This window comes from Arthrobacter sp. ATA002 (genome assembly GCF_026898095.1).
Classification (GTDB): domain Bacteria; phylum Actinomycetota; class Actinomycetes; order Actinomycetales; family Micrococcaceae; genus Arthrobacter_B.
Genome location: NZ_CP114015.1, coordinates 1,760,708 through 1,785,640, shown reverse-complemented (window position 1 = coordinate 1,785,640; position 24,933 = coordinate 1,760,708). Strand labels below are relative to the sequence as shown.

The following is a 24,933-nucleotide window of genomic DNA, read 5'->3' as shown; positions in this document are numbered from 1 at the left end:
CCTCAAAAGGTATTGGTGACAGGAACGATTTCAACCCACATCGCGAGTTCACAACCCATAGTGTGGGTTCAGGGTGAGTGTGTCAAGCATCACGTGACCGCGCTTCAGGTTCAGCTCGGCCCCAGCGGGTACAGTAGGGGCCGCTGATTTGCGCGACGAAAGCAACCGGAAGGAAGGGCTCAGATGGCAACGCAGAAACCTCAAGGCTCCACACCGCTCCTGGTTTTGAGCAAGGTAACGACCATTCTCGATTGCTTTTCAATCGAGCGGCCTGACCCCACGCTTCAGGACATCATTCGAAGCACTGGACTGCCTTCAAGCACATGCCAGCGGCTGGTGCAAAGCATGCTGCACGAGGGTTTCCTCGACCGGGAAGGTGACCGGTACCGGATTGGCATTGGCTTGGTGCGGTGGGCTACCCCCGGTACTTTCGGACTCGATGTAGTGCGCCTCATCAAACCAGTTCTCCAAGAGCTGCGTGATGCCACCGGAGAGACGGCCTCGTTGTACATCAGGGACGGCGCCTACAGAACAATCGTGGCAGTGGCTGAGACAAGGCATGTCGTCATGCGCCCCTTCATGGTTGGAATGGTGATGCCAATCCATGCCGGAGCTCCAGGGAAGATTTTTCTCGCATTCGACCCTGAGGCATGGGACGTTATCAACCCGTCCGAGACGACTGGGTTGGAACGCTTTACCAATGACACGCCCAAAGACGTCGGCCGCCTCCGGGAACAGGCAGAGGAGGCTCGGGCGCTGGGGTACTACGCAGCTTTCGGTGAACGCCATGAGGACGTTGGCTCCATTAGTGCGCCTGTATTCGACCACGCGGGACGGTTGGTTGCTGCGCTCGGCTTAGGTTTTCCCACCCAGCGGGTTACAAAGGAGGACGCTCCACGGTTGGGACCAGTGGTAGCTCAAACCGCCAAAAAAGCGAGCAACCTCCTGGGGTATGGGCCGTTCCAAGACTTCTGAACCACCAACAGCTTCTGGGCAACCAGCCGGATGGAGGCGGTCATCTGCCCTCCAAGCGATTGACCCGTAGCGCTGTGCCATCCGTATCGAGAATGACCGAACCCAGCAGGTCCGTACGGGCGATGATCGTGCCGGTCTCTTGCAGGGACCGAAGGATCGACGGAGCGGGATGCCCGTAATCGTTGTCGGCGCCGACAGAGATCAGCGCAATGTCCGGCTGAAGTTCTTCGATCAGCTGGGTGCCACCGTTTCTCGCGCCATGATGCGGCACCTTCAGGATGTCGACTCCATCGTTTGCCAGCTGGGCGTTAGCCGCCAGCAGCCGGGCGCCAGCCTCTTCCTCGATGTCTCCGGTCAGCAGGAGCCTGAGTTCAGTGCCGCGCCGCTCCTGGTCACCGGGCACAGTAATTAGCACCACCGCGCTGGCATCATTCTCGGCCGCGCCTGGAGCACCGTTCGCGGGCGGCCACAGGACCTCCCACCGCACCGCACCGATGCGTGACCCCATGCCCGCGCTGAGCCGGACTGTCCCTGCACCGGACTCGTCAAGAGCCTGAAGCAGCGGGCCGGAAAGTTGCTGTTCGGCGGTCGAGTAGGCGATGCTCCGCACTTCGCGTCCCCGGAGCACTCCGGCAGCTCCGCCGTAATGGTCCAGATGGATGTGGGACAGGATGAAAAGATCCACGGTCTCCACCCGAAGCTGCTTCAGGCAGCGGTCAATGGACTCCGGGTCGGGTCCGGCATCAATAACGATGGCACTGTGCGGCCCGGTGCTCACGACTAAGCCGTCGCCCTGGCCCACATCACAGGCAGCCGCCATCCACCCGTCCGGTGCGGGTGCCGGCCGCAACCGGTCCCAGCCGAACAATGCCCCGGATGGCAGCAGTAAGAGCACGGTGGCTGCCGCTGCGGTTTTGCGCCACGCCGGTGCGGCCCACGGAAGGCCCGCTGAGCGCCTGGAGCCCTCGGGAGCAGCTGCACGCTGAGGTGGCCTAACCACCGAATCGCGCCGTCCCACCAACCACAGCGCCACAACACCGGCGCCTGTCACTGCGGCCATGAGAACAGCGCCGGATGCCCCTGCGGGCCAGGGCAGCAGTGAGCCGGGAAGGGCGTCGAAGGACCGGGCAACAAATGCAGTCCAAGCTGCTCCGGCGCCTGCTGCAACCAGCAGCGGGCCGGCCAGCACCGGGACCGTGGATGCCAGCACTGCTGCCCCCATCCCCGCGATGGTCACCAGGGGTATGACGGGAGCCACAGCTACGTTTGCCGGCAGCGAGAAAAGCGGAACCTGCGGTTGAAGCAGCACCAGGACTGGAGTGCAGAAGAACTGTGCGGCCAGCGGTACGGCCAGTGCCGCTGCCAGCGGCCACGGCAGATGGCTGGACAGGAGTTTTGTCAGCCGGGGCCCGAGGAGGATCAATCCGGCAGTAGCCAGTACCGAGAGGATAAAGGCGTAGCTGCCGCTGAGCCAGGGGTCGACGGCAAGCAGCACCGTGATTGACAGGCACAGCAGCGATGCGGGCAGCTTTCCCCGTCCCGACAGAACGGCCAGTGCTCCCAGACTGCCCATGACCGCAGCTCTCAGGACGCTGGCGTCCGGCCTGACCAGGAGCATAAAACCGAGCAACGCCAGAATGCCTGCCGCGGCGGCAGCACCGCGCGGCAGCCGGAGCGTTCGGGCAAGGAGGAAAACAAAGGCCAGGAGAAAACCACAGTTTGCCCCGGAGACAGCAACAATGTGCGTCAGCCCGGTGTTCTTCATTGCGCTTTCCAGCGTTGGATCGAGCGTGCTCCGGTCCCCCAGCGCCATGCCCGGCAGCAGTCCGGCAGCATCAATGCCATAAACCCCCGAATACCGGGCTGCGGCAGCGGCAAACGCGGCGCGGATGCGCGCTGTCACTGCGTACCAGCCGCCAGCCGGCACCACATGCGGCGCTCCGTTCGCATACAGGACAGCCACCGAACGCTCCCCCGGATCGGTTCCCTGGAGCGGGCCCGACGAGGTGAAACTGTCCCCCAAATGGACGCTCTCAAACCCGTCACCGCCGATCACCAGGACCGTTGCAGCTGAGCCGAAGCGCTGCCCGCCGCTGGTGGCTTCTTCAAGCACTGCTTCCACGAGGTAACGGGGCTTACCGCTGAACCCGTCAGCAGCCGCGGCCCGTGCATCGGTCAGCGCCCGAAAGCTGCCGGCGATGGTTGCCCCTTCGGCGACGGCGGGGCCAATCGGGCCGGCCATCCTCTCCGAGAGGTGCGTGCCGGCACACACGATGACGACGGCCGCGGCCGCCATGGGTACAGCTGCCGCCCGCGCGGCCGTCTTCACCACCGCAAGCGCAGCCGGCGCCGGAATGCCTTTCGCTGTTCCGGTTGCAGTCAACGATTTCCCGTTGGACCCGAGCAACGCCACCGCGAGCAGGACTGCCGCCGCCAGGGCCAGGGCTATGCCGGCAGTTGTTGCCGCACCGCCATTACTTCGCACGGCTATGGCGGCTGCAAACCAGGCAGCCGCTGCCACCGGGACAAGCCTGAGCTCCAGCAGAGGGCGGACCTGGATTTCCGGCGGAGCTTCCGAAACCCGCGCCCGCAAACGGTCCAGGGCCCGGGCCGGGTAACCGGAGCCTGGCCGGCGCCGGATGGCTCGGGCCTGCGGCACCCCGCGTACTGCCATCGAATCCAGCAAATCCAGCGAATCCCCCGCGGATGGCAGCGGAGCCGGACCGCGAATTGCCGCCGTCGAGTAATGGTGCCAGCGGCTGCGGCGGCCCCGCGCCGCCATGTCTGCGTTATGGCTATCCTCCCGCTCAGGCATGGCCGGGCAGCAGTCAAACCGTGATGAGCGGCAGCAGTGCGGCCAGCATTGCTTCGCCGATGCCGGGCACAGCATCTATGTCCTCGGGGCGGGCAAAGTTTCCGTGCTCGTTGCGCCAGGCGACAATGCGCTCGGCGGTCACGGGGCCGACGCGCGGCAAGGCGTCGAGTTCCTGCAGCGAAGCGGTGTTGATGTTGACCAAGGCTCCGGGCTCGGAATCCGGATCCATGCCGGTTCCAGGACCACTGCCGGGCGCTCCGGCGCCGCCGTCCGCACCAGCCACCGGCACCGGCACCGCCGCCTCCTCGCCAATCCGTGGCACGATCACCATCATGCCGTCCTGCAGCGGAGCGGCCAGATTTACGGCCGTCAGGTCCGCGTCCGGCGCTGCCCCGCCGGCTGCCTCCACGGCATCTGCGTTCCGGCTCCCGGAAGGCACCCGAACCACGCCAGGACTGGTGACGGCGCCGGCAACATGGACGACAAGGACCGACGGCCCAACCGGCGATGGCGCAGGATCCGCCGCCTCCCCGCCGCCTCGCGCCTCCCCGTGGTCCTGGCCGGCGGAATCGTCCGCCGCGGAACGGGCTTCGGCACCCTCATCCGCCGGGGACACGGAGCGGTCGGTATCCAGCTCGACACTCGCGATCTGGACAGGAGGCCCTCCACCTTTGAAGAGCACCAGCCCGCCCGCTGTGCCCGCGAGCAGACTGACTGCGAGAACCGAAGCACGAAAAGACATCAGCCAGCGACGCCGATGCCGAGTGGGTGATCCCTTCAGGTCCGGGTCATCGGCGGGTTCACCGTCGCCGAAGGTTTGGCTCTCAGCCGGACCGGACCGCGGCACGGACAGCCGGGACAGGGGCGGGGAAGTCTCCCAGCGGTGGTTTGCCATCCCCAAAACTTAGTCCCGGGCGGGACCGCGCAAAGCCGTCATCAATACCGCTGAGGGAAAGACCTGCCACACAGCAGCATTCCGGCTGCCTGTGCAGGACAGAGCCGCACAGGACGAGCCGCTATCCCTGGCGCGGACCACTTTCGGGGCCTGAGGACGGCCCCGCGTCCGGCCGCTCACCCGGTACCGGCGGCACCGGCGGCGAACCAGGGGTGTGGGGGCGCCGAGGTTTCCCCGGCCACCGCCACCGCCAAGACACCCAAGCCGGCGTGGGCTGCGAGGACGGCGGGCAGCGAACAGATCGTCAGCTCCACCCCGGGGAAACCTCGGTGATGGTCCCAGCCAGGCGCTCGGCCTCACCCTCGTTGCCGAAGTGGTGCACGGCAACCCGCACCCGTCCGGACCGGGCGGTGATATCCTGCTGCACCAGTTCGGTCAGCCGCAGCAGGGCACGCGGAGCGGAACGCACCCGCTCCAGCGGCACGATCTTCCCGCCGCGCACCACGAGGATCGGCTTCACCGCAAAAAGGGTGCCAAACCATCCCGCTGCGGCACTGATCCGGCCGCCGCGGCGCAGCTGGTCCAGACTCGGGACATAAAAGAGAATGCTTGCAGACGCCGCTGCCACCCGGGCCGCATCCGCGACCAACTCCGCCGAACCGCCGTCGCGCGCTGTTTCCGCCGCAGCGGCAACCGCAAACCCCAGGCCCATGGCCACGCTGGCGGTGTCGATGACGGTCACGGGGATTGACGCGCTGCGGGCCGCGAGCCGGGCGGCGTCCACCGTTCCGGACAGTTCGCCGGACAAATGCAGCGACACCACGGACGAACAGCCCGCGGCGGCAAGCTCCGCATAGGCCGCCTCAAACTGCCCCGGCGAGGGCCGGGAAGTCCGCACGTCCGATCCCTGCGCCAATGCCAAAGCGAGGGCACCGATCATGCGGTCGGTGCCCTCGCCGTAAATCTGGTCGCCGATCATGACCGGCATGGAGACCACCCGCACCAGGTCAGTCACTGATGCGGAAGCGGCCCAGTTCTCGGGCAGTGCGGCGGCAGAGTCGGTGACCACGCCGACCCGGGATGCGGGGGCGGCTTCGCGGAGCCGCCCCCGTTTCGCTCGCTGGCTCAGTTTTTCCAGCCAGTCCGCGTTCATGTGTCCCCCGTGCCGCTTACCCGTTTGTTACCTGTTGCTGCCTGAACGCCAGCCTACGCCGGAACGACGTTGACGAGCTTCGGCGCGCGCACGATGACGGTGCGGATGTCCCGGCCGTCCAGTGCCTTTTGCACCGGCGCGGACGCCAGCGCGAGTTCGCGCAGGTCCTCTTCGCTGATGTCGGCGGGCACCTCGAGACGGTCGCGCACCTTGCCCTGCACCTGGACGACGGCGGTGACCGTGTCCTGGACCAGCAGCGCTTCGTCAACGGCGGGCCAGCCGGCGTTCGCCACGGACGCCGGGCGGCCCAGCTGGGCCCACAGGTCCTCGGCGGTGTACGGCGCGAACAGGCTCAGGATGACCGCCACGGCCTCGGCGGCTTCGCGGACCGCGGGGTCCGCTCCGCCAACGCCGGAGTCGATCGCCTTGCGGGTGGCATTGACCAGTTCCATCGTCCGGGCCACCACCACGTTGAACTTGTTGTTCTCCAACAGTTCGGTGGCGTCGGCGACCGTGCGGTGCGTCAGGGAGCGCAGCTTCTTGTCACCGGTGGAGAAATCCACGCCGGGTTCGCTGGTGATGTCCTGCCCCAGGCGCCACGCGCGAGCCAGGAACTTCGCCGAGCCCGACGGCGAAACGTCCGCCCAGTCGACGTCGTCCTCCGGCGGGGACGCGAAGATCATGGTCAGGCGGACGGCGTCCACGCCGTACTTGTCCAGCTGCTGGCCCAGGTCCACGCCATTGCCCAGCGACTTGGACATGGCCTTGCCGCCGTTGAGGACCTGACCCTGGTTCAGCAGCGAGCTGAACGGTTCGCTGGTTTCCAGCAGGCCCATGTCATGGACCACCTTGGTGAAGAAGCGTGCGTAGAGCAGGTGCAGGATGGCGTGTTCGACGCCGCCCACGTACTGGCCCACGGGCATCCAGTTTTTCGCCGCTTCCGGATCGAACGGGCCGTCGGTGTAGTGCGGGGAAACGAAGCGCATGAAGTACCAGGACGAGTCCACGAAGGTGTCCATGGTGTCGGTGTCGCGGCGAGCCGGACCGTTGCACGTGGGGCAGGCCACGTTGACCCAGTCCTCGGCCGAGGCCAGCGGGGAGGTGCCCTTGGGAGCCAGCGCTTCGCCCTTCAGCCCGGTGGGCAGCGTGACGGGCAGCTGGTCATCCGGAACCGGGACTTCGCCGCAGTTTTCGCAGTGGATGATCGGAATCGGCGTGCCCCAGAAACGCTGGCGGGACAGCAGCCAATCGCGCAGGCGGAAGTTTACGAACTTCTCGCCGGTGCCCTGCTCCTCGAGCATCCCGATGGCGGCCGGGATGGCTTCGGACTTGGGCAGCCCGTCCAGTTTCCCGGAGTTGATCAGCGTGCCCTCGCCGGTGGTGGCCGTGCCGGACACGGCGGGATCTTCTTCGCCGGTGTCCAGCACGGCCTTGACCGGCAGGTCGAAGGTCCTGGCGAAGTCCAGGTCGCGCTGGTCATGGGCGGGCACGGCCATGATGGCACCGGTGCCGTAGTCGGCCAGCACGTAGTCGGCGGCCCAGACGGGCAGCTTCTCGCCGTTGAGCGGGTTCACGGCGTAGCGGCCGGTGAACACGCCGGTCTTGGTGCGCTCGGTGGACTGGCGTTCGATGTCCGAGAGGGCCTTGACCTGCTCGCGGTAGTTCAGCAGAGCGTCCATGTGCTCGTCCGTGGTCAGCTCCACCGCCAGCGGAGCATCGGCGGCGACGACGAAGAACGTGGCTCCGGCCAGGGTGTCCGGGCGGGTGGTGAAGACGGTGACCTCTTCGGCCGGCTTGCCGCCGTCGGCCTCGATGACGAAGCGGACGTGGGCGCCTTCGGAACGGCCGATCCAGTTCTTCTGCATGGCCAGCACGCGCTCGGGCCAGTGGCCCTTGAGCTGCTCCATGTCATCGAGCAGGCGGTCGGCGTAGTCGGTGATCTTGAAGTACCACTGGTTCAGCGACTTCTTAGTGACCTGGGTGCCGCAGCGTTCACAGGCACCGTTGACGACCTGCTCGTTGGCGAGCACGGTCTGGTCCTTGGGGCACCAGTTGACCGGGGAGTTCTTGCGGTAGGCCAGGCCACGCTCGTAGAAGCGCTTGAACAGCCACTGGGTCCAGCGGTAGTACTCCGGGTCGGACGTCTGGATGCGGCGGGACCAGTCCACGCTGATCGCATAGCGCTTGAACGACGCCGCCTGGGTGTCAATGTTGCGGTACGTCCAGTCGCTGGGGTGGGCGTTGTTCTTGATCGCTGCGTTTTCAGCCGGCAGCCCAAAGGAATCCCAGCCGATCGGGTGCAGCACGTCGTAACCGAGCTGACGCCAATACCGGGCAACGACGTCGCCCATGGCAAACGCTTCGGCGTGACCCATGTGCAGGTCACCGGACGGGTACGGGAACATGTCCAGCACGTAGCGGCGTTCCTTGGAACCGTCGTCGACGGGCTGAAAAACACCGAGATCGTCCCAGACCGCCGGCCATTTCTGCTCAATGTCCGCAAAACTGTATACGGCCTCTTCAGACTCATCCGTCTGTGACTGCGTACTCACTGTTGTCGCCTCTGTCCTCAAAGAAATCCTGTTGATCCGCGGTTGCCGGTCCATGCCGGTCCCGCCGCTTAAACTCAAGTTTCGTCACGCTCTCCCCCAGACACACAAAAGCCCCTCGGCAGGCAAGGGGCTGGGCCGCGCACGGACGGTGCGCGGCTACCTAAGGAGGAGGAAAGCGTTCATCTTTCCACTTTACAACAGCCGCCTCTTTGCAGCAGCCGCGCCACAGCCTTATGACGGACTGATCGCGTACAGCAGGGAGTCCTCCCACCGGCCGCGGATCAGCTTGTGCGCGGGCAGGCGGGCTTCCAGCACCATTCCGGTCTTCTCCAGCACCCTGGACGACGCGGCGTTGCCCGGCCGGCAGGTGGCACGGATGCGATCCAAGCCCAGCACGGCAAAGCCAAAGTGCACGACGGCGGCCGCCAAATCCTCCGGGCGGTAGCTGCCCAGGAGCAGCCGTGGCGTATGCAGTTCCAGGCACCGATTCTGCCGCATCCACAGCTTGTTCCGTTGGCGACGTATCTTTTGGGCGTACCCGTGCGTCTACCGGGTGAGGACATGGCGCAATGCCATGCTTTCATCCAGGTACCGCCTTGGGCGGGGAGAACGAGGGGAAACGTCAATGGCACTCGAAACGGCAACGGAATTCGGCACGGCAGCGGCTGTGGAAGCCCGCACGGCAGCAGAGACACCGGCTTTCGCGGACAACAGAAACAATTTGCGGCAGGCCCGGCGCGACTTCCTGGTGGCGTTGGAGCCCGTACGGGCCTCCGTGTACGCGTATTGCCGCAGCCTGACGCCCACGGTGTGGGATGCCGAAGACCTGTTGCAGGAAACACTGACCAAGGCCCTGGAGGAAGCGTCCCGGCGGCACGAACCCATCCTGAACACGCAGGCATGGCTGGTCCGGATCGCGACCAACACCTGGATAGACTCCCTGCGCCGGAGCAACCGGGTGACCCTTGAGTGGACTGAATCCGCCCCTGACCTTCCTGATGAGGGGGCACCCGATCCGCTGGCGAACCTGGCCGTGGAGTCTGCGCTCCGCCGCCTCCTGCATCTGCTGCCCCCGCGGGAGCGGGCGTGCGTGGTCCTTAAAGATGTGTTCTCGTATCCTCTGGCTGAGATCGCCGGGATGCTGGAGACGACCCAGGGTGCCGTGAAGTCGGCCCTGCACCGCGGCCGGGCCACACTGCAGGCGGCACATGCCGGCTCCGATTCGGGATCTTCAGCTGTTACAGTTCCGGCAGGATCGTTGGCAGGGTCCTCGGACGCAGTCCGGCCCGCCGGGCAAGAACTGCTGCTGCGCCGGCTGGCAGAAGCCTTCAACGCCTACGACATTGACGCCATGGTGAACCTCTTCCTCGCGGGTGGACGGTCCGAGGTGATCGGGAACGTCAGCGAAACCGGACACGAGCAGATCCGCACCGGGTCCATGACCCACACCTTCGGTGCAGATGCCGCCGAACTCTACCGGGCGACGGTCCATCACTTCGGTGGGGAGAACGTCATCCTCCTGTGGGAGCGCCCTAAGGACGCGCCGGAGGTTCCCGAAGTGGTGGCCGATGTCCTCCGGGTGCGCACCGCCCACGGTGCAGCGCTGATCGCGGAGCTGAAATGGTACTTCTTCTGCCCCGAGGTGCTGGCTGAGGTGGCCGGTGAACTGGGACTGCCGTTCAAGACAAACGGGGTGAGCTACTTCTAGCGGCGGCGGGCAGCGACGTCGTCGTCGGCATCTGCGGCGGCGGCGTCCCTGGCAGCCCGGAACTCAAGGAACGCCTCCCTGCTGGTGCGCGACGGCGTAAAACCGAACTCCCGCTTGAGCGCCGTGTTGTCCAGGACCGGCCGGTAGCGCAGGAAACGCAGCTGCTCCGGTCCGTGCACGGTCAGCTTCAGTTTGTGTCCCAGCCACAGCCCGGCGGCCAGCACCGGGGCCGGCACGCTGATGGTCCGCTTGCCCATGAGGGTAGCGATCTCGCGGACCGTCAGTGCGCCGTCGCCGGCCACGTTGTAAATGCCGCTGCGGCCGGTGAGCACCGCCTGCACCATGGCGTCGGCGACGTCCTGGTCCCAGATGAAAACGAACGGCGAGTCGCTGCCGGCCACGCGCAGCAGCCGGGGTGCATCGAACAGGGCGGTGATCTGGTTGCGCACCCGCTCCCCCAGAATGGTGCCGATCCGGAAGATCGTCTGCTGCAGTTCCGGATGCTCGCTGCGGACCCGGGCGAGCTCCTCTTCCACCAGCCGCTTGTGCCGGGAGTAGGCGAACTCGTCATTGCCGCGCAGCGGATCCCCTTCGGTGAGCCAGGGTGCATTGTCGGGATGGTAGCCGTAGGCAGCCCCCGAGGATGAGATAACCACGTGCCGAACCCCGGCAGAGACACAGGCGGCCAGGACGTTCCGCGACCCCGCCACGTCCACCTGGAACTCCTGCTCCCTGCTGGTGTCCTTGCCCGGGTTCACGATGGCCGCCAAATGAACCACGGTGTCAATCCGGTGAGCCTGCAGCAGCCGGCCAACCTCCGGCGAACAGACATCGGCCAGTGCGTACTCGACGCCGTCGAGCCGCCGGTCTGCGGCGGGCTCGCGGATGTCCAGGCTCAGGACGGAGCTGATCCCGGGGTCCGCTGCCAGCCGGGCGACGACGGCGCTGCCCAGGAATCCGTTGCCGCCGGTCACGCAGACCCGGTTCACTGCGCAGCCTCCCGGGGTTCCGCGGCGAAGGCCCGCCGGGCATCCCGCCGCCGCCACCACGCTGCCAGCAGCAATCCGGCCAGGATGTCCCAGATCCCCCACCATGCAGCAACCATGGCCATGCCGCCCAGTCCGGAGAAGAACGTCAGGGTCAGTCCGAGCCCAAGCCCGGTGTTGCGGGCACCCACTTCGAAGGTGACGGCCCGGCGGCTGGCTTCATCCAGCCCAACGGCAGCAGCGCTCCAGTAGCCAACCGCAAGCGCCACGGCGTCATGCAGCAGCACCACCAGGAAGATGGTGCCGAGATGTTCGCGCAGCGGTTCCAGGTTGCTTGCCGTCCCTGCGAGGATGAACGCCAGGAGAGCTATCAGCCCGATCCGCTGCACCCAGGGCCGGAGCCGGTCCGTGATACCCGGGAAGCGGCGGGCCAGGGGCATCCCTACGGCAAACGGAACTCCGATGATCAGCAGCACCTGAATCAGCATTCCTCCGCGGTCCAGGGAGAAGTCGCGCATCAGCGAGGCGGTGGAAGGACTCAGCGCCGCCCAGAAGGCAACGTTCAGCGGCATCACGATAATGGCCACCAGGTTCGACACCGCCGTCATGGACGCCGAGAGCGCCACATCACCGTGTGCCCGGTGGGTGAGCACATTCGAAATCCCGCCCGGCGGACAGCAGGCCACCAGGATCATTCCGAGCGCGATGGACGCCGGAACCTTCAGGGCCAGGGCTATGCCGACTGTCACCGCAGGCAGCAGCAGATACTGTGCCGCGATGCCCAGCACCACCGCTTTCGGGCTGCGCAGCACGGTGCGAAAGTCCGAGGGCCGGACCTCCAGGGCAATCCCGAGGATGATGACGGCCAGGACCAGGTTCAGGATCACCAGCGAGCCGGGCGAAAAGTTCAGTACGACGTCGTCAATGGGCATCAGCGACGCACCTCCGCCATGGCGGGCATGGCTGGTCCGGCAGGTCCGTCAGTTCCGTCAGTTCCGTCAAGCCGGGCCAGGTGCGCTGTCAGCTCCGCACGGTAGGCATCCTTGTTGACGTAGTAGCTCATCCGGTCCAGGTCAAGGTAGCGGTAGCCCCCGGTGACATCCGGTGAGCGTCCGCTGATGGTGCGGCCGAAGGCCTCAGCGGCAACAGGTGCGTCCCGCTGTGCTGCGACATATGCAGCCACCAGCTCCGCCTGGCGGTACCGGCCCTCCCAGCCGAGGCCGGAAGCTTCCACCATGCCCACCACCATCAAATTCTTTGCCCCGCGGCTGAAGATGTTCAAGTAGAGATCCGGGGACGGGCCGTGCCAGCCCAGCAGCTCCGGCTCCAGGAACGGATAGTCCAGGACGTATCCGGTGGAGCACAGCAGCAGGTCATACTCCCCCGAACTGCCATCCCGGAAATGCACGGTGCTGCCCTCCAGCCGGTCTATATCCGGTTTCACGGCAAGATCGCCGTGGCCGATGTGGTGCAGGATCAGGGAATTGACCACCGGATGGGATTCGTAGATCCGGTAATCCGGCTTCGGGAAGCCGAAACGTGCCGGATCCCGGTGAACATCCGCAGCAGGCGTTTGTCGAGAAACTGCTTGAGCGGCCGGGGCAGGGGTTTGCCCTGATTCAGGGTGTCGGTGGGCCGGCCAAAGACGTATTTGGGTACAAAGTAATAGCCGCGGCGGACGCTGATGTCCACGGCATCCGCGTGGTGCACGGCGTCCACGGCTATGTCACAGCCGCTGTTGCCCGCGCCCACGATCAGCACGCGTTTGCCGGCAAGGTCGGTGGCCTTCTTGTACTGTGCCGAGTGACGGATTTCGCCGGCGAACGTCCCCCTGAACGCAGGCAGGAAGGGGGCGTGCAGCGTGCCGGAGGCAACAACGACGGCGCTGAATCTTCCACTGTCCGCTCCGCCCGGCCCTTCCCAGGCAACAGTCCATCCGCCGTCGCCGGACGGAACGGCGCCGGTTATCCGGGTGGAAAAGCGGATGTGGCGCCGCAGCCCGAAGGTCTCCGCGTACCCGCGAAAATACTGCTTCAGGTGGCTGTGGCCGGGATAGTCCGGGGTGCCGGCCGGCATCGGATACTCGGCAAATTCAGTGGTGGTCTTCGAGGAAATGAGATGTGCCGACTCGTAGACCGTGCTCGCCGGATTGCCGATGTTCCACAGTCCGCCCACATCGGTGAATTGCTCAAAGCCGATAAAGTCCAACCCCTGGCGGGAAAGTGCCCGCATGGTGGCCAGACCGCTCGGCCCGGATCCGATGACAGCAACCGGCAGCTTGCCGTCCCCTGCTGCTGTGGAGAATTTCGACACTCGTTCCTGCTTTCGTGACCTGCAACCGTTGATGCTGCTGGAACGCTACAGAAGTGATTACGGCGGGTCAAACCGCCTCACCGGCTGCCTTCCGGGTCCCGTGCCGCTTTCCTTAGTGTGCAGCTATTGTTTATCGAAATAAAAAACAACTCCGGCGGCAACAATAAACAGCATGCCGGCATTGCTCAGGATCAGCGGGACCTTGCGGGGCGGAGGGGACTCTTTTGAACGCAGGGTCTTGACGAGTGCCGCTGCTCCACATGCAAAACCAATCACGATGAGCACCACAGCTAAAGGTGGCATGTGACTCCTCCTCCTTGAGGGATATGCAACTAGTTGAAAAAACTGCCGAAAATTCCGAAAAAAGCAAGGAGAACCCCCGTTGCCATTCCCGCGAATAAGGGAATGATCAGACTCATCTTCTGATACTCCGGGCTGCCGGCAAATTTGTCCATCACTTTTTTGCCAACTACCTGTGAGGTTGCCTGACCTGCAACCCTGCTCAAAGCATAAAGTTTGCGGAAGCCAATCAGGCATCCCGTAAAAAGAATGGGTCCAATAATGACTCCGGGCCAAAATATCTCCACTTTATATCCCTTTGTTTTGATGCAGTGCAGTCGACAAAGCACGAGGGCCTGAGCCCGGCGCAATACCGTGCTCAGACCCTCGCGGCCCAGCTTTATTCATTTGCCGTCCGGAGACGCTCAGCTGCCGGCCGACGCCGCGCTGTGCTGGTTGACGATGTGCTGGTTAGAGCACGTCCTCGTCAACCCAGTCGAACGTCCGGGTGACGGCCTTGGACCACAGGCGCATCTGACGCTGGCGTTCGCTGTCTTCCATCTGCGGGGTCCAGCGCTTGTCTTCGGCCCACTTGGTCTCGAGCTCGTCGGTGTCGTTCCAGTAACCCACGGCCAGGCCGGCTGCGTACGCGGCACCCAGGGCGGTGGTCTCCACGATCTTGGGGCGGACCACGTCCACGCCGAGGATGTCGGCCTGGAACTGCATGAGCGCCTCGTTGGCCACCATGCCGCCGTCCACGCGCAGTTCGGTAAGCGGAACGCCCGAGTCCGCGTTCACGGCGTCGAGCACCTCGCGGGTCTGGAAGGCCGTGGCCTCCAGCGCAGCGCGGGCAATGTGGTTCTTGTTCACGAAGCGGGTCAGTCCCACAATGGCGCCGCGGGCGTCCGAGCGCCAGTGCGGAGCGAAGAGCCCGGAGAACGCCGGCACGATGTAGACGCCGCCGTTGTCGGTGACCTCGGTGGCGAGGGCCTCGATCTCGGCGGCGCTCTGGATCATGCCCAGGTTGTCGCGCAGCCACTGAACCAGCGAGCCGGTGACTGCAATGGAACCTTCCAGTGCGTAAACCGGCTTGGCATCGCCGATCTGGTACGCCACCGTGGTGATCAGGCCGTTCTCGGACCGGACGATTTCTTCGCCGGTGTTGAAGATCAGGAAGCAGCCGGTGCCGTAGGTGTTCTTGGCAGCGCCCTGGCCGAAGGCAGCCTGGCCAAAGGTGGCGGCCTGCTGGTCGCCCAGGATGCCGGCAACCGGGGTTTCACGCAGCAGCTGCGAGGTGTGGACGGTTCCGTAGACCTCGGAGGAGGACTTGATCTCCGGCATCATGGACAGCGGCACGCCGAAGTCCTTGAGGATGCCCTCGTCCCAGGTCAGGGTTTCCAGGTTCATGAACAGCGTGCGGGAGGCGTTGGTGACGTCGGTGATGTGGACACCGCCGTCGGTGCCGCCGGTGAGGTTCCAGACAATCCAGGAATCCGTGTTGCCGAAGATCAGGTCGCCGGCTTCGGCGCGCTCCCGCGCCCCGTCCACGTTGTCCAGGATCCACTTGATCTTGGTGCCGGAGAAGTACGTCGCCAGCGGCAGGCCAACCTTGTCCTTGTACCGGTCCAGGCCACCGTTACTGGACAGCTCGTTCACCGTGGGCTGTGTGCGGGTGTCCTGCCAGACGATGGCGTTGTAGACCGGCTTGCCGGTGGTCTTATCCCAGACCACTGCGGTTTCGCGCTGGTTGGTGATGCCGACGGCGGCAATGTCGTGCCGGGTCAGGTTCGCCTTGGACAAGGCCAAGCCCACAACCTCGCGGACATTGGTCCAGATTTCCTCGGGATCGTGTTCCACCCACCCGGCCCGCGGGAAAATCTGCTCGTGTTCCTTCTGGCCGGTCGAGACGATGTTGCCGTCATGGTCAAACACGATTGCGCGGCTGCTGGTGGTGCCCTGGTCTATCGCAATGATGTAGCTCGGGTCAGGCATGGTTGCTCCTTTTACTGCTGGGTGGATGGGATGGCACGGGTACAGGCCGCCGTGCCGGGTTGCTTAGACAACGGGCATCGGGATGCCGTTGAAGACCAGTCCTGCAAGGGCACCGCCGAGGAGGGGGCCGACAACCGGCACCCACGAGTAGGCCCAGTCGCTCTTGCCCTTGTTGGCGATGGGCAGCAGGGCGTGGATGATACGGGGGCCTAGGTCACGTGCCGGGTTGATCGCGTAGCCGGTCGGACCGCCGAGGGAGGCACCGATGGCAACCACCAGGAGGCCGACGGCCAGCGGTCCCAGTTCGTTCGGCGTTCCGCCGAAGGACAGGATGACAAACACGAGCACGAAGGTGCCGATGACTTCAGTGACGACGTTCCAGCCGTAGGAACGGATGGTCGGGCCGGTGGAAAAAACGCCCAGAATGTTTGCCGCATCCGGCTCGTCGTCGAACTGCTTCTTGTAGGCCAGCCAGGCCAGCACGGCACCGAGCATGGCACCCAGCAGCTGTCCGGCCAGGTAGACCAGGACGGACGCGAAGCTGGTTTCCACGCCGGGAGCCAGGTCGGAACCGTTGAAAATGAGCCCGACGGTCACAGCCGGGTTCAGGTGTGCACCGGACTGCACCGCCACGAAGACACCCGCGAAAACGCCGAGCCCCCAGCCGAAGTTGACCATGAGGGTTCCGCCCCCGTTGCCCTTCGTCTTCCTGAGCGCCACGTTCGCAACCACACCGCAGCCAAGCAGTATCAGTATTGCCGTTCCCGCCAACTCACTGAGGAAAACCTCACCGAGAGTCACCATTGACTTCTCCATCCTTCTAGTCAAGTTTGCCGGCTGATGTTCAGTCGGCCTGGAACAACTCTGTCATGACTTTGCCACTGGTCCGGAACACGGGTACCGCATGCGCGGTATTTCTACTTGCGCAGTATCTCGATGTTGGACTATGCAATCAAGGATCCCACGATAAACAGGTAGGCCGCCGGCCGGCGGCAGGACGACGGCGGCCGGACCGGAGCCGCAGTGCGCGGCATCCCCGGCGCGATTCCACCGGCAGACAGCATTCTCGGTAGAGTCTTCAGCATGGAACCGGCCCCCAAACTGACCCTCAATAACGGCGTTCACCTGGACCAGGTGGGCTTCGGCACCTACAAGGTCCCGGCCCCGGACGCTGCCCGGCTCGTGGCTGCGGCGCTCAGCACCGGGTACCGGCACATCGATACGGCGGCTTTGTACGGTAACGAGGAGGAGTGGGCGAAGGCGTTCGCACCTTCACGGCGGACAGCGGCGTTAGCCGGGATGAGATTTTTATCACATCGAAAGTGTGGAACACCGACCAGGGGTATGACCGGACCCTGCGGGCTTTCGACGCTTCAATGGACCGGCTGGGCCTGGAAGTCCTTGACCTGTACCTCATCCACTGGCCCTGCCCGGAGCGCGGCCTGTTCGTGGAGACGTACCGTGCCCTGGAGGAGCTCCACCGTTCCGGCCGCGTCCGGGCCATCGGGGTGTCCAACTTCCAGCCCGAGCACCTCCAGAACCCTGATGGACGCCGCGGACGTCGTTCCGGCGGTCAATCAGATCGAACTGCACCCGTGGCTGCAGCAGCGCGAGCTGCGTGCCCTGCATGCCGAACTGGGCATCCTGACCGAGGCGTGGAGCCCCCTGGGCCGCGGTGCGGTCCTCTCCGATCCGGTCATCACCTCCGCCGCCGCCGAGCTCGGAGTTTCCCCGCCCAGGTCATCCTGCGCTGGCATGTCGAACAGGGCAACATCGCCATACCCAAGGCCAGCTCACCGGAACGCATCGCCGAAAACCTGGATGTGTTCTCCTTCCAGCTGACGCCGGCGCAGCTCGACGCCGTCGCGGGCCTGGAGCGGAACCAGCGCTCCGGCTCGCACCCGGACAGCGTGAACTAATGCGGACCGCAGCCAAAAACAGCAGCGCTGCCGGCATCGGCCTGACCCGCCGCGCAGACGTTCGCACCTTCACGGTGGACGGGACGGTCCAGCGCTGCTGGGACTTTCCCGCGCTTGCGGACGGCGGCGGCGACGGTGACAGTATCGGCGACGCCGGCGGTGCCGCTGTCCGGCCGCCAATTTTCATGGTGCACGGCTTCCGCGGCGATCACCACGGCCTGCTGCGCATCGTCGAGGCACTGCCGCAGCACCGCGTCCTGGTTCCCGACCTGCCCGGCTTCGGCTCGGCCGATCCGCTTCCCGGGCAGCACGACGTCGACGCGTACGCCGGATTCGTCACCGCGGCGCTGGACGGCGGGGTGCCGGAGCTGGGGCCGGACACCGTCCTGCTCGGACACTCCTTCGGTTCCATCATCGCCTCCCGGGTCGCGGCGGACCGTCCCGGGCTGATCAGCGAACTGGTGCTGGTCAATCCCATCTGCGAACCGGCCCTCGAGGGGCCCAAAGGCATCACCAGCAAAGCAGCCGAGCTGTACTACCTGACGGCGGCACGCCTGCCGGAACGCCTGGGCATGGCCCTGCTTCAGCACCCGGCGATCGTGCGCGGCATGAGTATTTTCATGGCCAAAACCCGGGACCCGGACCTGCGCCGCTGGATCCACGGCCAGCACCGGGCCTACTTCAGTGCCTTTGCCAACCGGAATGTGGTCCTGGACGCCTTCCGGGCCTCCATCTCGTCCACGGTCCGGGACGCGGCGGGACAGCTGCGCATGCCCGTTCTCCTGATCGCGGCGGAGCGTGACGACCTCGGCTCGGTCGCCGGGCAGCGCACGCTGGCCGGGCTGATGCCTGACGCCGAACTCCATGTGCTGCCCGGTGTCGGCCACCTGGTGCATTACGAAGCCCCCGCCGAGGCGGCAGCGCTGATAACGGATTTTCTGCACCGGAGGCACTCATGACCCTGCGCATAGCTATGGATGCCCGTTTCACCCGGACCGACCACCACGACGGCATCAGCCGGTACGGCGCGTCCCTGATCCACGCCGTGTCCAGGCACGCCGAAGTCCTGATGCTGATCTCGGATGAACGGCAGCTGGCGCTCCTGCCGGACCTGCCCTGGGTTCAAATCAACAGCCCGCTGTCGCCGGCCGAGTTGCTGGTCGCCCTCCGCGTGAACCGGCTGGGCGCCGACGTCGTCGTATCCCCCATGCAGACCATGGGCAGCTGGGGCCGAAAGTATCCGTTGATCCTGACCCTGCATGACCTGATCTACTACTCCAACCCAACGCCCCCGGGCTTCCTGCCGCTGCCCGTGCGCGCCCTGTGGCGCCTGTACCACCTGGCCTACTGGCCGCAGCGGCTGCTGCTGAACCGGGCCGACGTCGTCGCCACCATCAGTGACACCACGCGTTCGCTGATGGCCCGGCGCCGGCTGACGAAGCGGCCGGTGCGGATCGTGGGGAATGCGCCGCAGCCCGGCACCCCGGTGCGCAGCGCCGCCGAGCCGCCCGAGAAAACCCTGCTCTACATGGGCTCGTTCATGCCGTACAAAAACGTGGAAACCGCGGTGCGCGCAATGGCGCACCTGCCCGGTTACACCCTGCACCTGCTGAGCCGGATTTCCCCGGCCCGGCGCAGCGAACTGGAAGCCCTGGCCCCGGCGGAGGGCAGCCTGGTGTTCCACGACGGCGTGACCGACGCGGAATACGCGGAGCTGCTGCGCTCGGCCACCGCCCTTGTCACCCTGTCCCGGGCCGAGGGCTACGGTCTTCCGATGATCGAGGCGATGGCCGCGGGAACTCCGGTGGTGGCCAGTGACATTCCCATTTTCCGGGAGGTTTCCGGCGGCGCCGCCCTGCTGACCGATCCGGACAGCCCCGAGGCGTTTGCCAAAGCGGTGCTGTCGCTGGAGGAGCCCGGGCGCTGGGCCCGGGTCTCGGACGCCGGGCTGCGCCGGGCAGCCGAATACTCCTGGGAGACGTCGGCGCTTCAGCTGCTGGCCGCCGCCGAGGAGGCCGTGCGCCTGCACGGCACCCGCTGACCGGTCGGGGGCAGCACGCCCCGGCCCGCGGGGGGCGTGCCGGGGCGTGATCCTGCCGGGTTAATTCTGCAGGGTTAATTCTGCAGGGTGACGATCATCTTGCCCTTGTTGGCGCCCTTCATCAGGTCGATGAAGGCCTGGGGTGCGTTTTCCAGGCCCTCCACGAAGGTCTCGTCGTAGCTCACCGCGCCGTCGCGCAGCCACCCGGACATCAGTCCGGCAAACTCGTCGGCGTACTCGTTGTAGCTGCCGACGATGAACCCGCGCAGGGTGAGTTCCTTGCCGATGGCCAGCGCCAGGTTGCGCGGTCCAGTGGGCGCATCGGTGGTGTTGTACTGCGAAATGGCCCCGCACATGGCGATGCGGCCGTACTTGTTCAGCACGGAAATGGCGGCTTCGAGGTGCTCGCCGCCGACGTTGTCGAAGTAGACGTCGATGCCGTCCGCACCGGCGGCCTTCTTCAGCTGCTCCTTGACGGGGCCGTCGTGGTAGTTGAAGGCCTCGTCGAAGCCCAGGTCCAGCAGGCGCTGCACCTTTTCGGCCGAGCCCGCGCTGCCGATGACCTTCCTGGCGCCCAGGGCCTTGGCGATCTGGCCCACCAGGGACCCGACGGCTCCGGCGGCACCGGAGACGAAAACGACGTCGCCTTCCTTGAACTCCGCGACCTTCGTCAGCCCGGCGTAGGCCGTCAGGCCGGTCATGCCGAGCACCCCCAGGTATGCCGTTGCCGGAGCCAGGGCCGTGTCGATGATGCGGGCACGCTTTCCGTCCAGGACCGCGTAGTCGCGCCAGCCCAAACTGTGCAGCACCAAATCGCCGGCCTTATGGCGGTCCGAGCGGGACTCCACGACCTCTCCTATCGCGCCGCCGTCGAGCGGAGCATCAAGTTGGAATGGCGGCACATAGGATTTCACGTCGTTCATGCGCCCGCGCATGTAGGGATCCACGGACATGTACAGGTTGCGGACCAGGACCTGTCCGTCACCGGGTTCCCGCACGGGTACTTCGGCGAGCCGGAAGTTCTCCCCGGCAGGCCAGCCCTCGGGGCGGGCTGCCAGCTGGATTTCGCGGCCGGTCTTGGGGTAGTCGCTCATGGAATGCCTTCCTTGCCGGGCCCGCGGGCCCGATGGGGTTGGAAATTTGGGGTGGTCAGCGTGCCGCTGCGCGCAGCGCCGTGGTCACTTTCGCCAGTGTTTCCTGCAGCGTGCGCAGTTCTCCGGGCTCAAGGCCGGCGGCGGCCGCAACCTGCTGCGGCAGGTGCAGGGCTTTCTCCTTCAGGGAGCGGCCCTCCCCGGTCAGATGGATCTCGACCCGGCGCTCGTCGGCTGCCGAGCGCCGCCGCTGCACCAGGCCGGCCGCTTCGAGCCGCTTGAGCAGGGCGAGAGCGTGCCCGAATCCAGTTCAAGGGACCGTCCGAGGTCCCGGACGGTCACCCCGTCCTGCTCCCACAGCACCATCAGCACCAGGTACTGCGGATACGTCAGGCCCAGCTGGTCCAGCAGCGGGCGGTACACGGCCGTGGCCGCCCGGGACGCCGAGTACAGCGAGAAGCAGACCTGGCGGTGGAGGGAATCGTTCATCCCCCGAACCTAACGCACCATTCAGTTGTGCACAACTGATCTACCCGTTCCGCACACCGCACGCGTCGTCAGCCACGTCCCGGACCCGGCCCAACCCAGCCCACGGCAGCGAGCCCCGGCACAGTCCACGCCCCGGCCCCGGCCCCGGCCCCGATTTTTTGGCAGGGCGCCACCGGTCCTAAACTGCTGGTATTCCAGCATCGCACCGGACACCGGCCCGGGGCGTGCAGCTGGAGGACTGGCACATGCGAGGGAGATGGTACGTATGGTTTTCCGGTTCGATCCGGCACCGGGATTGGACCTGCCCGGCCCGCAGCTTTCCGGCAGCCAAGGAGCAGCGGATACCAGCGGCATCCCCGTGGACCTGTACCGCGAGGGAGACCACTACATTTTGAATGCCGACCTCCCGGGGCTGGATCCCGGTTCCCTGTACGTCGGCGTCGAGGGACGGCTCCTGACGCTCCGCGGGTACCGCACCCTGCGCGACGCCGCCGAACCGGACTGGCAGGTTCGCGACCGGCGCCGCGGACTGCTCCAGCGGCAGGTGCTCCTGGGCCCGGAGATCGACACCGCCAAGATCAGCGCGCAGTGCACCTGCGGCGTGCTCAGCGTTTTCCTGCCCGTGGATCCGGCCCGGCGCCGGCGGAAAATCGAGGTCCGGCCTCCGCAGTGACCTGGAATGCGCCGCCCGTTCAGTGCGTGGAAGGTGACGCCATTTATTTGCTGCCGCCGACGGAAGCTGGCCCTTACGGGCCGAGGTCGATCATGTTGTCAGATCATGTCCCTAAAACCAGGTGTGATTGGGCGTCGGCTGTCGCCCGGACACACAGGGGAACGTCACAGTGATGCCGGGACTGCATGTCCTCGATGCCTTCCATCCCGCCGTGAACCACTACCTTGCCTGGGCCACCGCAGAACATGGGACTGGAATCTTTCAGCGTCGGACAGGTGCACGGCGCGCCTCCCTTCGGAGAGGATGGCGCCCTCCATTCGGACAACGGCGACATACAGCCAGACAGCGAACGCAGCAGCAGCCAGGTGAGTCCAGATAGGTACTTGCAGGCCGATCAAAATAGCCCAGACCCATACAAGCCAGAATGCCAGGGTTAAGACTCCTGCGACTTTATTTCTGGTTGGCTCTCTCAAAGAAAACAGCCGAAGGATCAGCACAAATACCGCACGTACAGCCCGGTGGTTGATCCACATACCTCCGACGAGTATCCCGAGGACGAGCCTGATCACGTCTTGATCGCTTCCTCGGTAGCCCGGTGGAAGGCATGGGCGGGGCTCGTGCGGCCCATCTGAAGAAGCTTCGCCGCTTCGACAATGCTCATCTCTTCAGCCCTCATCTTTGGGCTTGCCGCAGCTGAGTGTCGAAGTTAGGGGATCTGTCAGTTTCCGAAGTCGACTGCAGAGAATGTCAAAGTCGTCTGCACAGCCCGCTCATTGGGGATCCTTCACCAGGACGGTGCCGGCCCATCATGAGCACGTTGATGAGTTGCCAGCTTCGCTATCGAGCCCACGCACCAGAGCGCTACGCAACCGGCTGACCGCGTGCGCCGATGCCGCGGTGCCGACATCTTGGAATGACCCCATCCCGCCTTGGTACAAGGTGAGAGCATTTCGCGTTGTCTCAAGCAGAACGCCTGGGTCCGCGATATCGATGAATTGCTCGTCGAGCCAGTCGGCAACATCTATTCGTTGCTTGTCCTGCTCTGACCGGGCCACAGCACGTAGCTCCGCTACTGCGGCAATTATCTCGACCCGGACGGCTTCCACGTTGTGCTGCTGTCTACGACCCATTCACAAATCCTATGTAGTTGTCATGCACTTATGCACAGCAACGGATTTCCTACCGCGACGCCTAATTTGCTTGAAAAACGCCGGTTTCCTAGAACAGCGCATACAGCTTCAGCACTTCCAGAGTCGGGATATGAGTGGGATACGGTGGATCAGCCAGAGGGAAGAACCCAAGGTCACTCACCTCGGACTCTTCTGCTAACAGGCTTCCCTCCCAGCTAGCGAGCACAAAACACATAGCGAAGGCTTGAACCTGATCGCCATTGGGGTAGGCCAGAGTGTGTATTGAAGGATCGGACAGGCTGGCGAACGGTTCGAGGTCTTCTGCTTTAGCGACGATGCCCGTTTCTTCAAACAACTCGGTTACAGCCGCAGTTCGGAAACTTTGGCCGGGTTCGCAGCCGCCAGCAGGCAGCTCCCACACTCCGTTATCCACTCGGCGCTGGAACAAAGCATGGCCTTCTTGCCCTCCTAGCACGAGCACTTGAGCGCCTGGCAGAAGAACGAGTTGAGATCCGAGGTGTTGCCGAATCTTCCACAGATATGACCCAATGTGCCCCATGGCCTCACCATAACAAGGGTGTCCCGTGCACGTCTCTCAACGGATCCCTGGCTGCGACAGTGGACGTCAGCCGTGAATCTCAGTGGTTCGGGAGACGTGGATCTCATTGAAAGCACTTGCGATGTCGCGGAGCGGCGTCGACGCGGGAAGAAGGATGTCGGGTTGGATACCGATGAAGTCGATGGCAGTTCCCCAGTTATTGGCCTGAGACGGCACGTGTAGTTGCATGCCGCTAGTGGGTAGGTAGTAGGGGTTGCGTTCCCGTAATCAATGATTCCGTAACTGGGTGAACCTACGAGGACGGCGTCGAACGCGTTCTTTAACAGCAGGGCCGCTGATTCGCCGGAGGATCCCGTGCCACCATCGATGACAACGAGCATCCGTCCCCGCCAGTGCTCCGTGCCGCCAGGCTCCAGGGTCGTCTCAGAATGATTGGCATCATTCTGGGAAGCGGTGACGATGACGCAGTCATCGTGCCGGGGACGAAGATGGTCTGCGGTGAACGCTGCGGGCACGGTGTGGTCGGTGAGCCGTAACCACGTCGCGTAATTCCAGTAGGCGATGGGCGCACCCGAGGATGACAGTGTCATCCCGTGCTCTTCGCACGGCTTCGTCCACGACTCGCTAACGTGGGGTGTGAACCAAGAGGTGATGTAGGAGTCGTCTCCTCCTCCGTTGCCGCGCAGATCGACGATGATGTCCTGAAAGGTGAAGTCCTCGGCATGATTCTCTGCCCCGGCTTGAAGGACGGAATCGACCCCGTCGGATCCGTCCAAGGTTCTGACTCGAATGATCCTGATGCTGTTCATCGTGGTCGTTTCCCACGCTGGACCGGGGTCCTCACCAAGAGTTTCCTTCTCCCTGCCGTGATGCTCGCCGTGGCGCACATGTAGGTGCCCGTCACCGAGGGCCTTCCTTAGTTCCCTCCCTAAGGATCCGACGCACCCAGCCAACGTTGTGGGCTTCGAGGCGGATAACCCCTGGGCCCACCGATCGATGATCCCGTCGGTGGCGTGAGCCTTGTCGGGATCGAGCACGACGGCGATATGACGCGTGCGGATCAAGTACTTCAACACTGCCGCATCATCGATGAAATCCCGGTAATCGGCGGGGTTGTTAGGTCCCAGGGACTGGTGGTCGGCGTGCCGCTGGAGAACCGGATCCGCCGGATCGAGCATCCATTCCGGCCCGGAAAACTGAGCTGAAAGATACCCGGCACCTCGGCCCAAATGGTCTTGTTCATCCGGGACTGATTGCTCACTCATGAAGATGAGTCTCGCACACGGGGACCTCTTCCCAGCGGCGGCCGGGATCAGCTCTCGCGGTTGGGCTCATGGGACCACGACCACCGGCGATGTCCCGG

General features: G+C 65.0%; 21 protein-coding genes and 2 pseudogenes. 6 read left to right on the top strand and 17 right to left on the bottom strand.

The genetic code is table 11. The annotated features are described in order from the left end of the window. Positions 1-183: 183 nt before the first annotated feature. On the top strand, positions 184-975 hold the full coding sequence (locus OL239_RS08790; protein ID WP_268911503.1) for an IclR family transcriptional regulator: 792 nt from the start codon (positions 184-186) through the stop codon (positions 973-975). Positions 976-1,015: 40 nt separating this feature from the next. On the opposite strand, the gene OL239_RS08785 is transcribed toward OL239_RS08790, so the two are convergent. The 5 genes from OL239_RS08785 to OL239_RS08765 all read right to left on the bottom strand — a co-directional run bounded on the left by OL239_RS08785 (position 1,016) and on the right by OL239_RS08765 (position 8,888). Beyond that, positions 1,016-3,649, bottom strand: coding sequence for a ComEC/Rec2 family competence protein (locus OL239_RS08785; protein ID WP_268911502.1), 2,634 nt, complete (start codon positions 3,647-3,649; stop codon positions 1,016-1,018). 154 nt (positions 3,650-3,803) lie between these two features. Then, positions 3,804-4,685 (bottom strand): helix-hairpin-helix domain-containing protein, encoded by an 882-nt coding sequence (locus OL239_RS08780; protein ID WP_268911501.1) that lies wholly within the window; start codon positions 4,683-4,685, stop codon positions 3,804-3,806. A 304-nt stretch (positions 4,686-4,989) separates the two neighbouring features. After that, entirely contained in the window at positions 4,990-5,838 is an 849-nt protein-coding gene (locus OL239_RS08775; RefSeq protein WP_268911500.1) for a DegV family protein, read from the bottom strand. Positions 5,839-5,891: 53 nt separating this feature from the next. Then, positions 5,892-8,390 (bottom strand): leucine--tRNA ligase, encoded by a 2,499-nt coding sequence (leuS, locus tag OL239_RS08770; protein ID WP_442864256.1) that lies wholly within the window; start codon positions 8,388-8,390, stop codon positions 5,892-5,894. A gap of 231 nt (positions 8,391-8,621) precedes the next feature. Beyond that, positions 8,622-8,888: a GNAT family N-acetyltransferase gene (locus OL239_RS08765; RefSeq protein WP_268911498.1), complete on the bottom strand. Its 267-nt coding sequence runs from the start codon at positions 8,886-8,888 to the stop codon at positions 8,622-8,624. 127 nt (positions 8,889-9,015) lie between these two features. Between OL239_RS08765 and OL239_RS08760 the strand changes: the two genes are divergently transcribed. Continuing rightward, positions 9,016-10,098: a sigma-70 family RNA polymerase sigma factor gene (locus OL239_RS08760; protein ID WP_268911497.1), complete on the top strand. Its 1,083-nt coding sequence runs from the start codon at positions 9,016-9,018 to the stop codon at positions 10,096-10,098. On the opposite strand, the gene OL239_RS08755 is transcribed toward OL239_RS08760, so the two are convergent. The 8 genes from OL239_RS08755 to OL239_RS08720 form a co-directional block, all read right to left on the bottom strand. Continuing rightward, positions 10,095-11,087: an SDR family oxidoreductase gene (locus OL239_RS08755; protein ID WP_268911496.1), complete on the bottom strand. Its 993-nt coding sequence runs from the start codon at positions 11,085-11,087 to the stop codon at positions 10,095-10,097. The genes OL239_RS08760 and OL239_RS08755 overlap by 4 nt on opposite strands. Further along, entirely contained in the window at positions 11,084-12,016 is a 933-nt protein-coding gene (locus tag OL239_RS08750; protein ID WP_268911495.1) for a bile acid:sodium symporter family protein, read from the bottom strand. The genes OL239_RS08755 and OL239_RS08750 overlap by 4 nt, the downstream gene beginning before the upstream one ends. Then, positions 12,016-12,576 (bottom strand): hypothetical protein, encoded by a 561-nt coding sequence (locus OL239_RS08745; RefSeq protein ID WP_268911494.1) that lies wholly within the window; start codon positions 12,574-12,576, stop codon positions 12,016-12,018. Before OL239_RS08745 ends, OL239_RS08750 begins: the two co-directional genes overlap by 1 nt. Next, positions 12,561-13,397: a flavin-containing monooxygenase gene (locus OL239_RS08740; protein ID WP_268911493.1), complete on the bottom strand. Its 837-nt coding sequence runs from the start codon at positions 13,395-13,397 to the stop codon at positions 12,561-12,563. The genes OL239_RS08745 and OL239_RS08740 overlap by 16 nt, the downstream gene beginning before the upstream one ends. Positions 13,398-13,520: 123 nt before the next feature. Further along, the gene (locus tag OL239_RS08735) at positions 13,521-13,700 is read right to left on the bottom strand and encodes a hypothetical protein (RefSeq protein WP_268911492.1); all 180 of its coding nucleotides are present in this window, start codon (positions 13,698-13,700) and stop codon (positions 13,521-13,523) included. A gap of 29 nt (positions 13,701-13,729) precedes the next feature. Further along, positions 13,730-13,984 carry a hypothetical protein gene (locus OL239_RS08730; protein ID WP_268911491.1) on the bottom strand — a complete coding sequence of 85 codons (255 nt, stop codon included), beginning with the start codon at positions 13,982-13,984 and terminating at the stop codon, positions 13,730-13,732. A 163-nt stretch (positions 13,985-14,147) separates the two neighbouring features. Beyond that, a complete protein-coding gene (gene glpK / locus OL239_RS08725; RefSeq protein WP_268911490.1) occupies positions 14,148-15,668 on the bottom strand; it encodes a glycerol kinase GlpK in 1,521 nt (506 codons plus the stop codon). A gap of 63 nt (positions 15,669-15,731) precedes the next feature. After that, on the bottom strand, positions 15,732-16,469 hold the full coding sequence (locus OL239_RS08720; RefSeq protein WP_268911716.1) for an MIP/aquaporin family protein: 738 nt from the start codon (positions 16,467-16,469) through the stop codon (positions 15,732-15,734). Positions 16,470-16,751: 282 nt separating this feature from the next. Between OL239_RS08720 and OL239_RS08715 the strand changes: the two are divergent. The 3 genes and pseudogenes from OL239_RS08715 (at position 16,752) to OL239_RS08705 (ending at position 19,628) form a co-directional block, all read left to right on the top strand. Next, a pseudogene (locus OL239_RS08715) lies at positions 16,752-17,587 on the top strand (aldo/keto reductase). Next, positions 17,587-18,546, top strand: coding sequence for an alpha/beta fold hydrolase (locus tag OL239_RS08710; RefSeq protein WP_268911489.1), 960 nt, complete (start codon positions 17,587-17,589; stop codon positions 18,544-18,546). Before OL239_RS08715 ends, OL239_RS08710 begins: the two are co-directional and overlap by 1 nt. Before the next feature lie 2 nt (positions 18,547-18,548). After that, entirely contained in the window at positions 18,549-19,628 is a 1,080-nt protein-coding gene (locus OL239_RS08705; protein WP_268911715.1) for a glycosyltransferase family 4 protein, read from the top strand. A 74-nt stretch (positions 19,629-19,702) separates the two neighbouring features. Here the strand turns inward: OL239_RS08705 and OL239_RS08700 are convergent, their stop codons facing one another. Both OL239_RS08700 and OL239_RS08695 read right to left on the bottom strand, forming a co-directional pair. Beyond that, positions 19,703-20,722, bottom strand: a complete 1,020-nt coding sequence (locus OL239_RS08700) for an NADP-dependent oxidoreductase (protein WP_268911488.1) — start codon at positions 20,720-20,722, stop codon at positions 19,703-19,705. Positions 20,723-20,777: 55 nt separating this feature from the next. Continuing rightward, positions 20,778-21,208 (bottom strand): annotated as a pseudogene (locus OL239_RS08695) (MarR family winged helix-turn-helix transcriptional regulator). Between the two features lie 265 nt (positions 21,209-21,473). On the opposite strand from OL239_RS08695, the gene OL239_RS08690 reads away from it, so the two are divergent. After that, positions 21,474-21,881 carry an Hsp20/alpha crystallin family protein gene (locus OL239_RS08690; RefSeq protein ID WP_268911487.1) on the top strand — a complete coding sequence of 136 codons (408 nt, stop codon included), beginning with the start codon at positions 21,474-21,476 and terminating at the stop codon, positions 21,879-21,881. Positions 21,882-23,099: 1,218 nt separating this feature from the next. On the opposite strand, the gene OL239_RS08685 is transcribed toward OL239_RS08690, so the two are convergent. Both OL239_RS08685 and OL239_RS08680 read right to left on the bottom strand, forming a co-directional pair. Next, positions 23,100-23,570, bottom strand: a complete 471-nt coding sequence (locus OL239_RS08685; RefSeq protein WP_268911486.1) for an NUDIX domain-containing protein — start codon at positions 23,568-23,570, stop codon at positions 23,100-23,102. Continuing rightward, positions 23,480-24,835 carry a S41 family peptidase gene (locus OL239_RS08680; RefSeq protein ID WP_268911485.1) on the bottom strand — a complete coding sequence of 452 codons (1,356 nt, stop codon included), beginning with the start codon at positions 24,833-24,835 and terminating at the stop codon, positions 23,480-23,482. The genes OL239_RS08685 and OL239_RS08680 overlap by 91 nt, the downstream gene beginning before the upstream one ends. Positions 24,836-24,933: the final 98 nt, after the last annotated feature.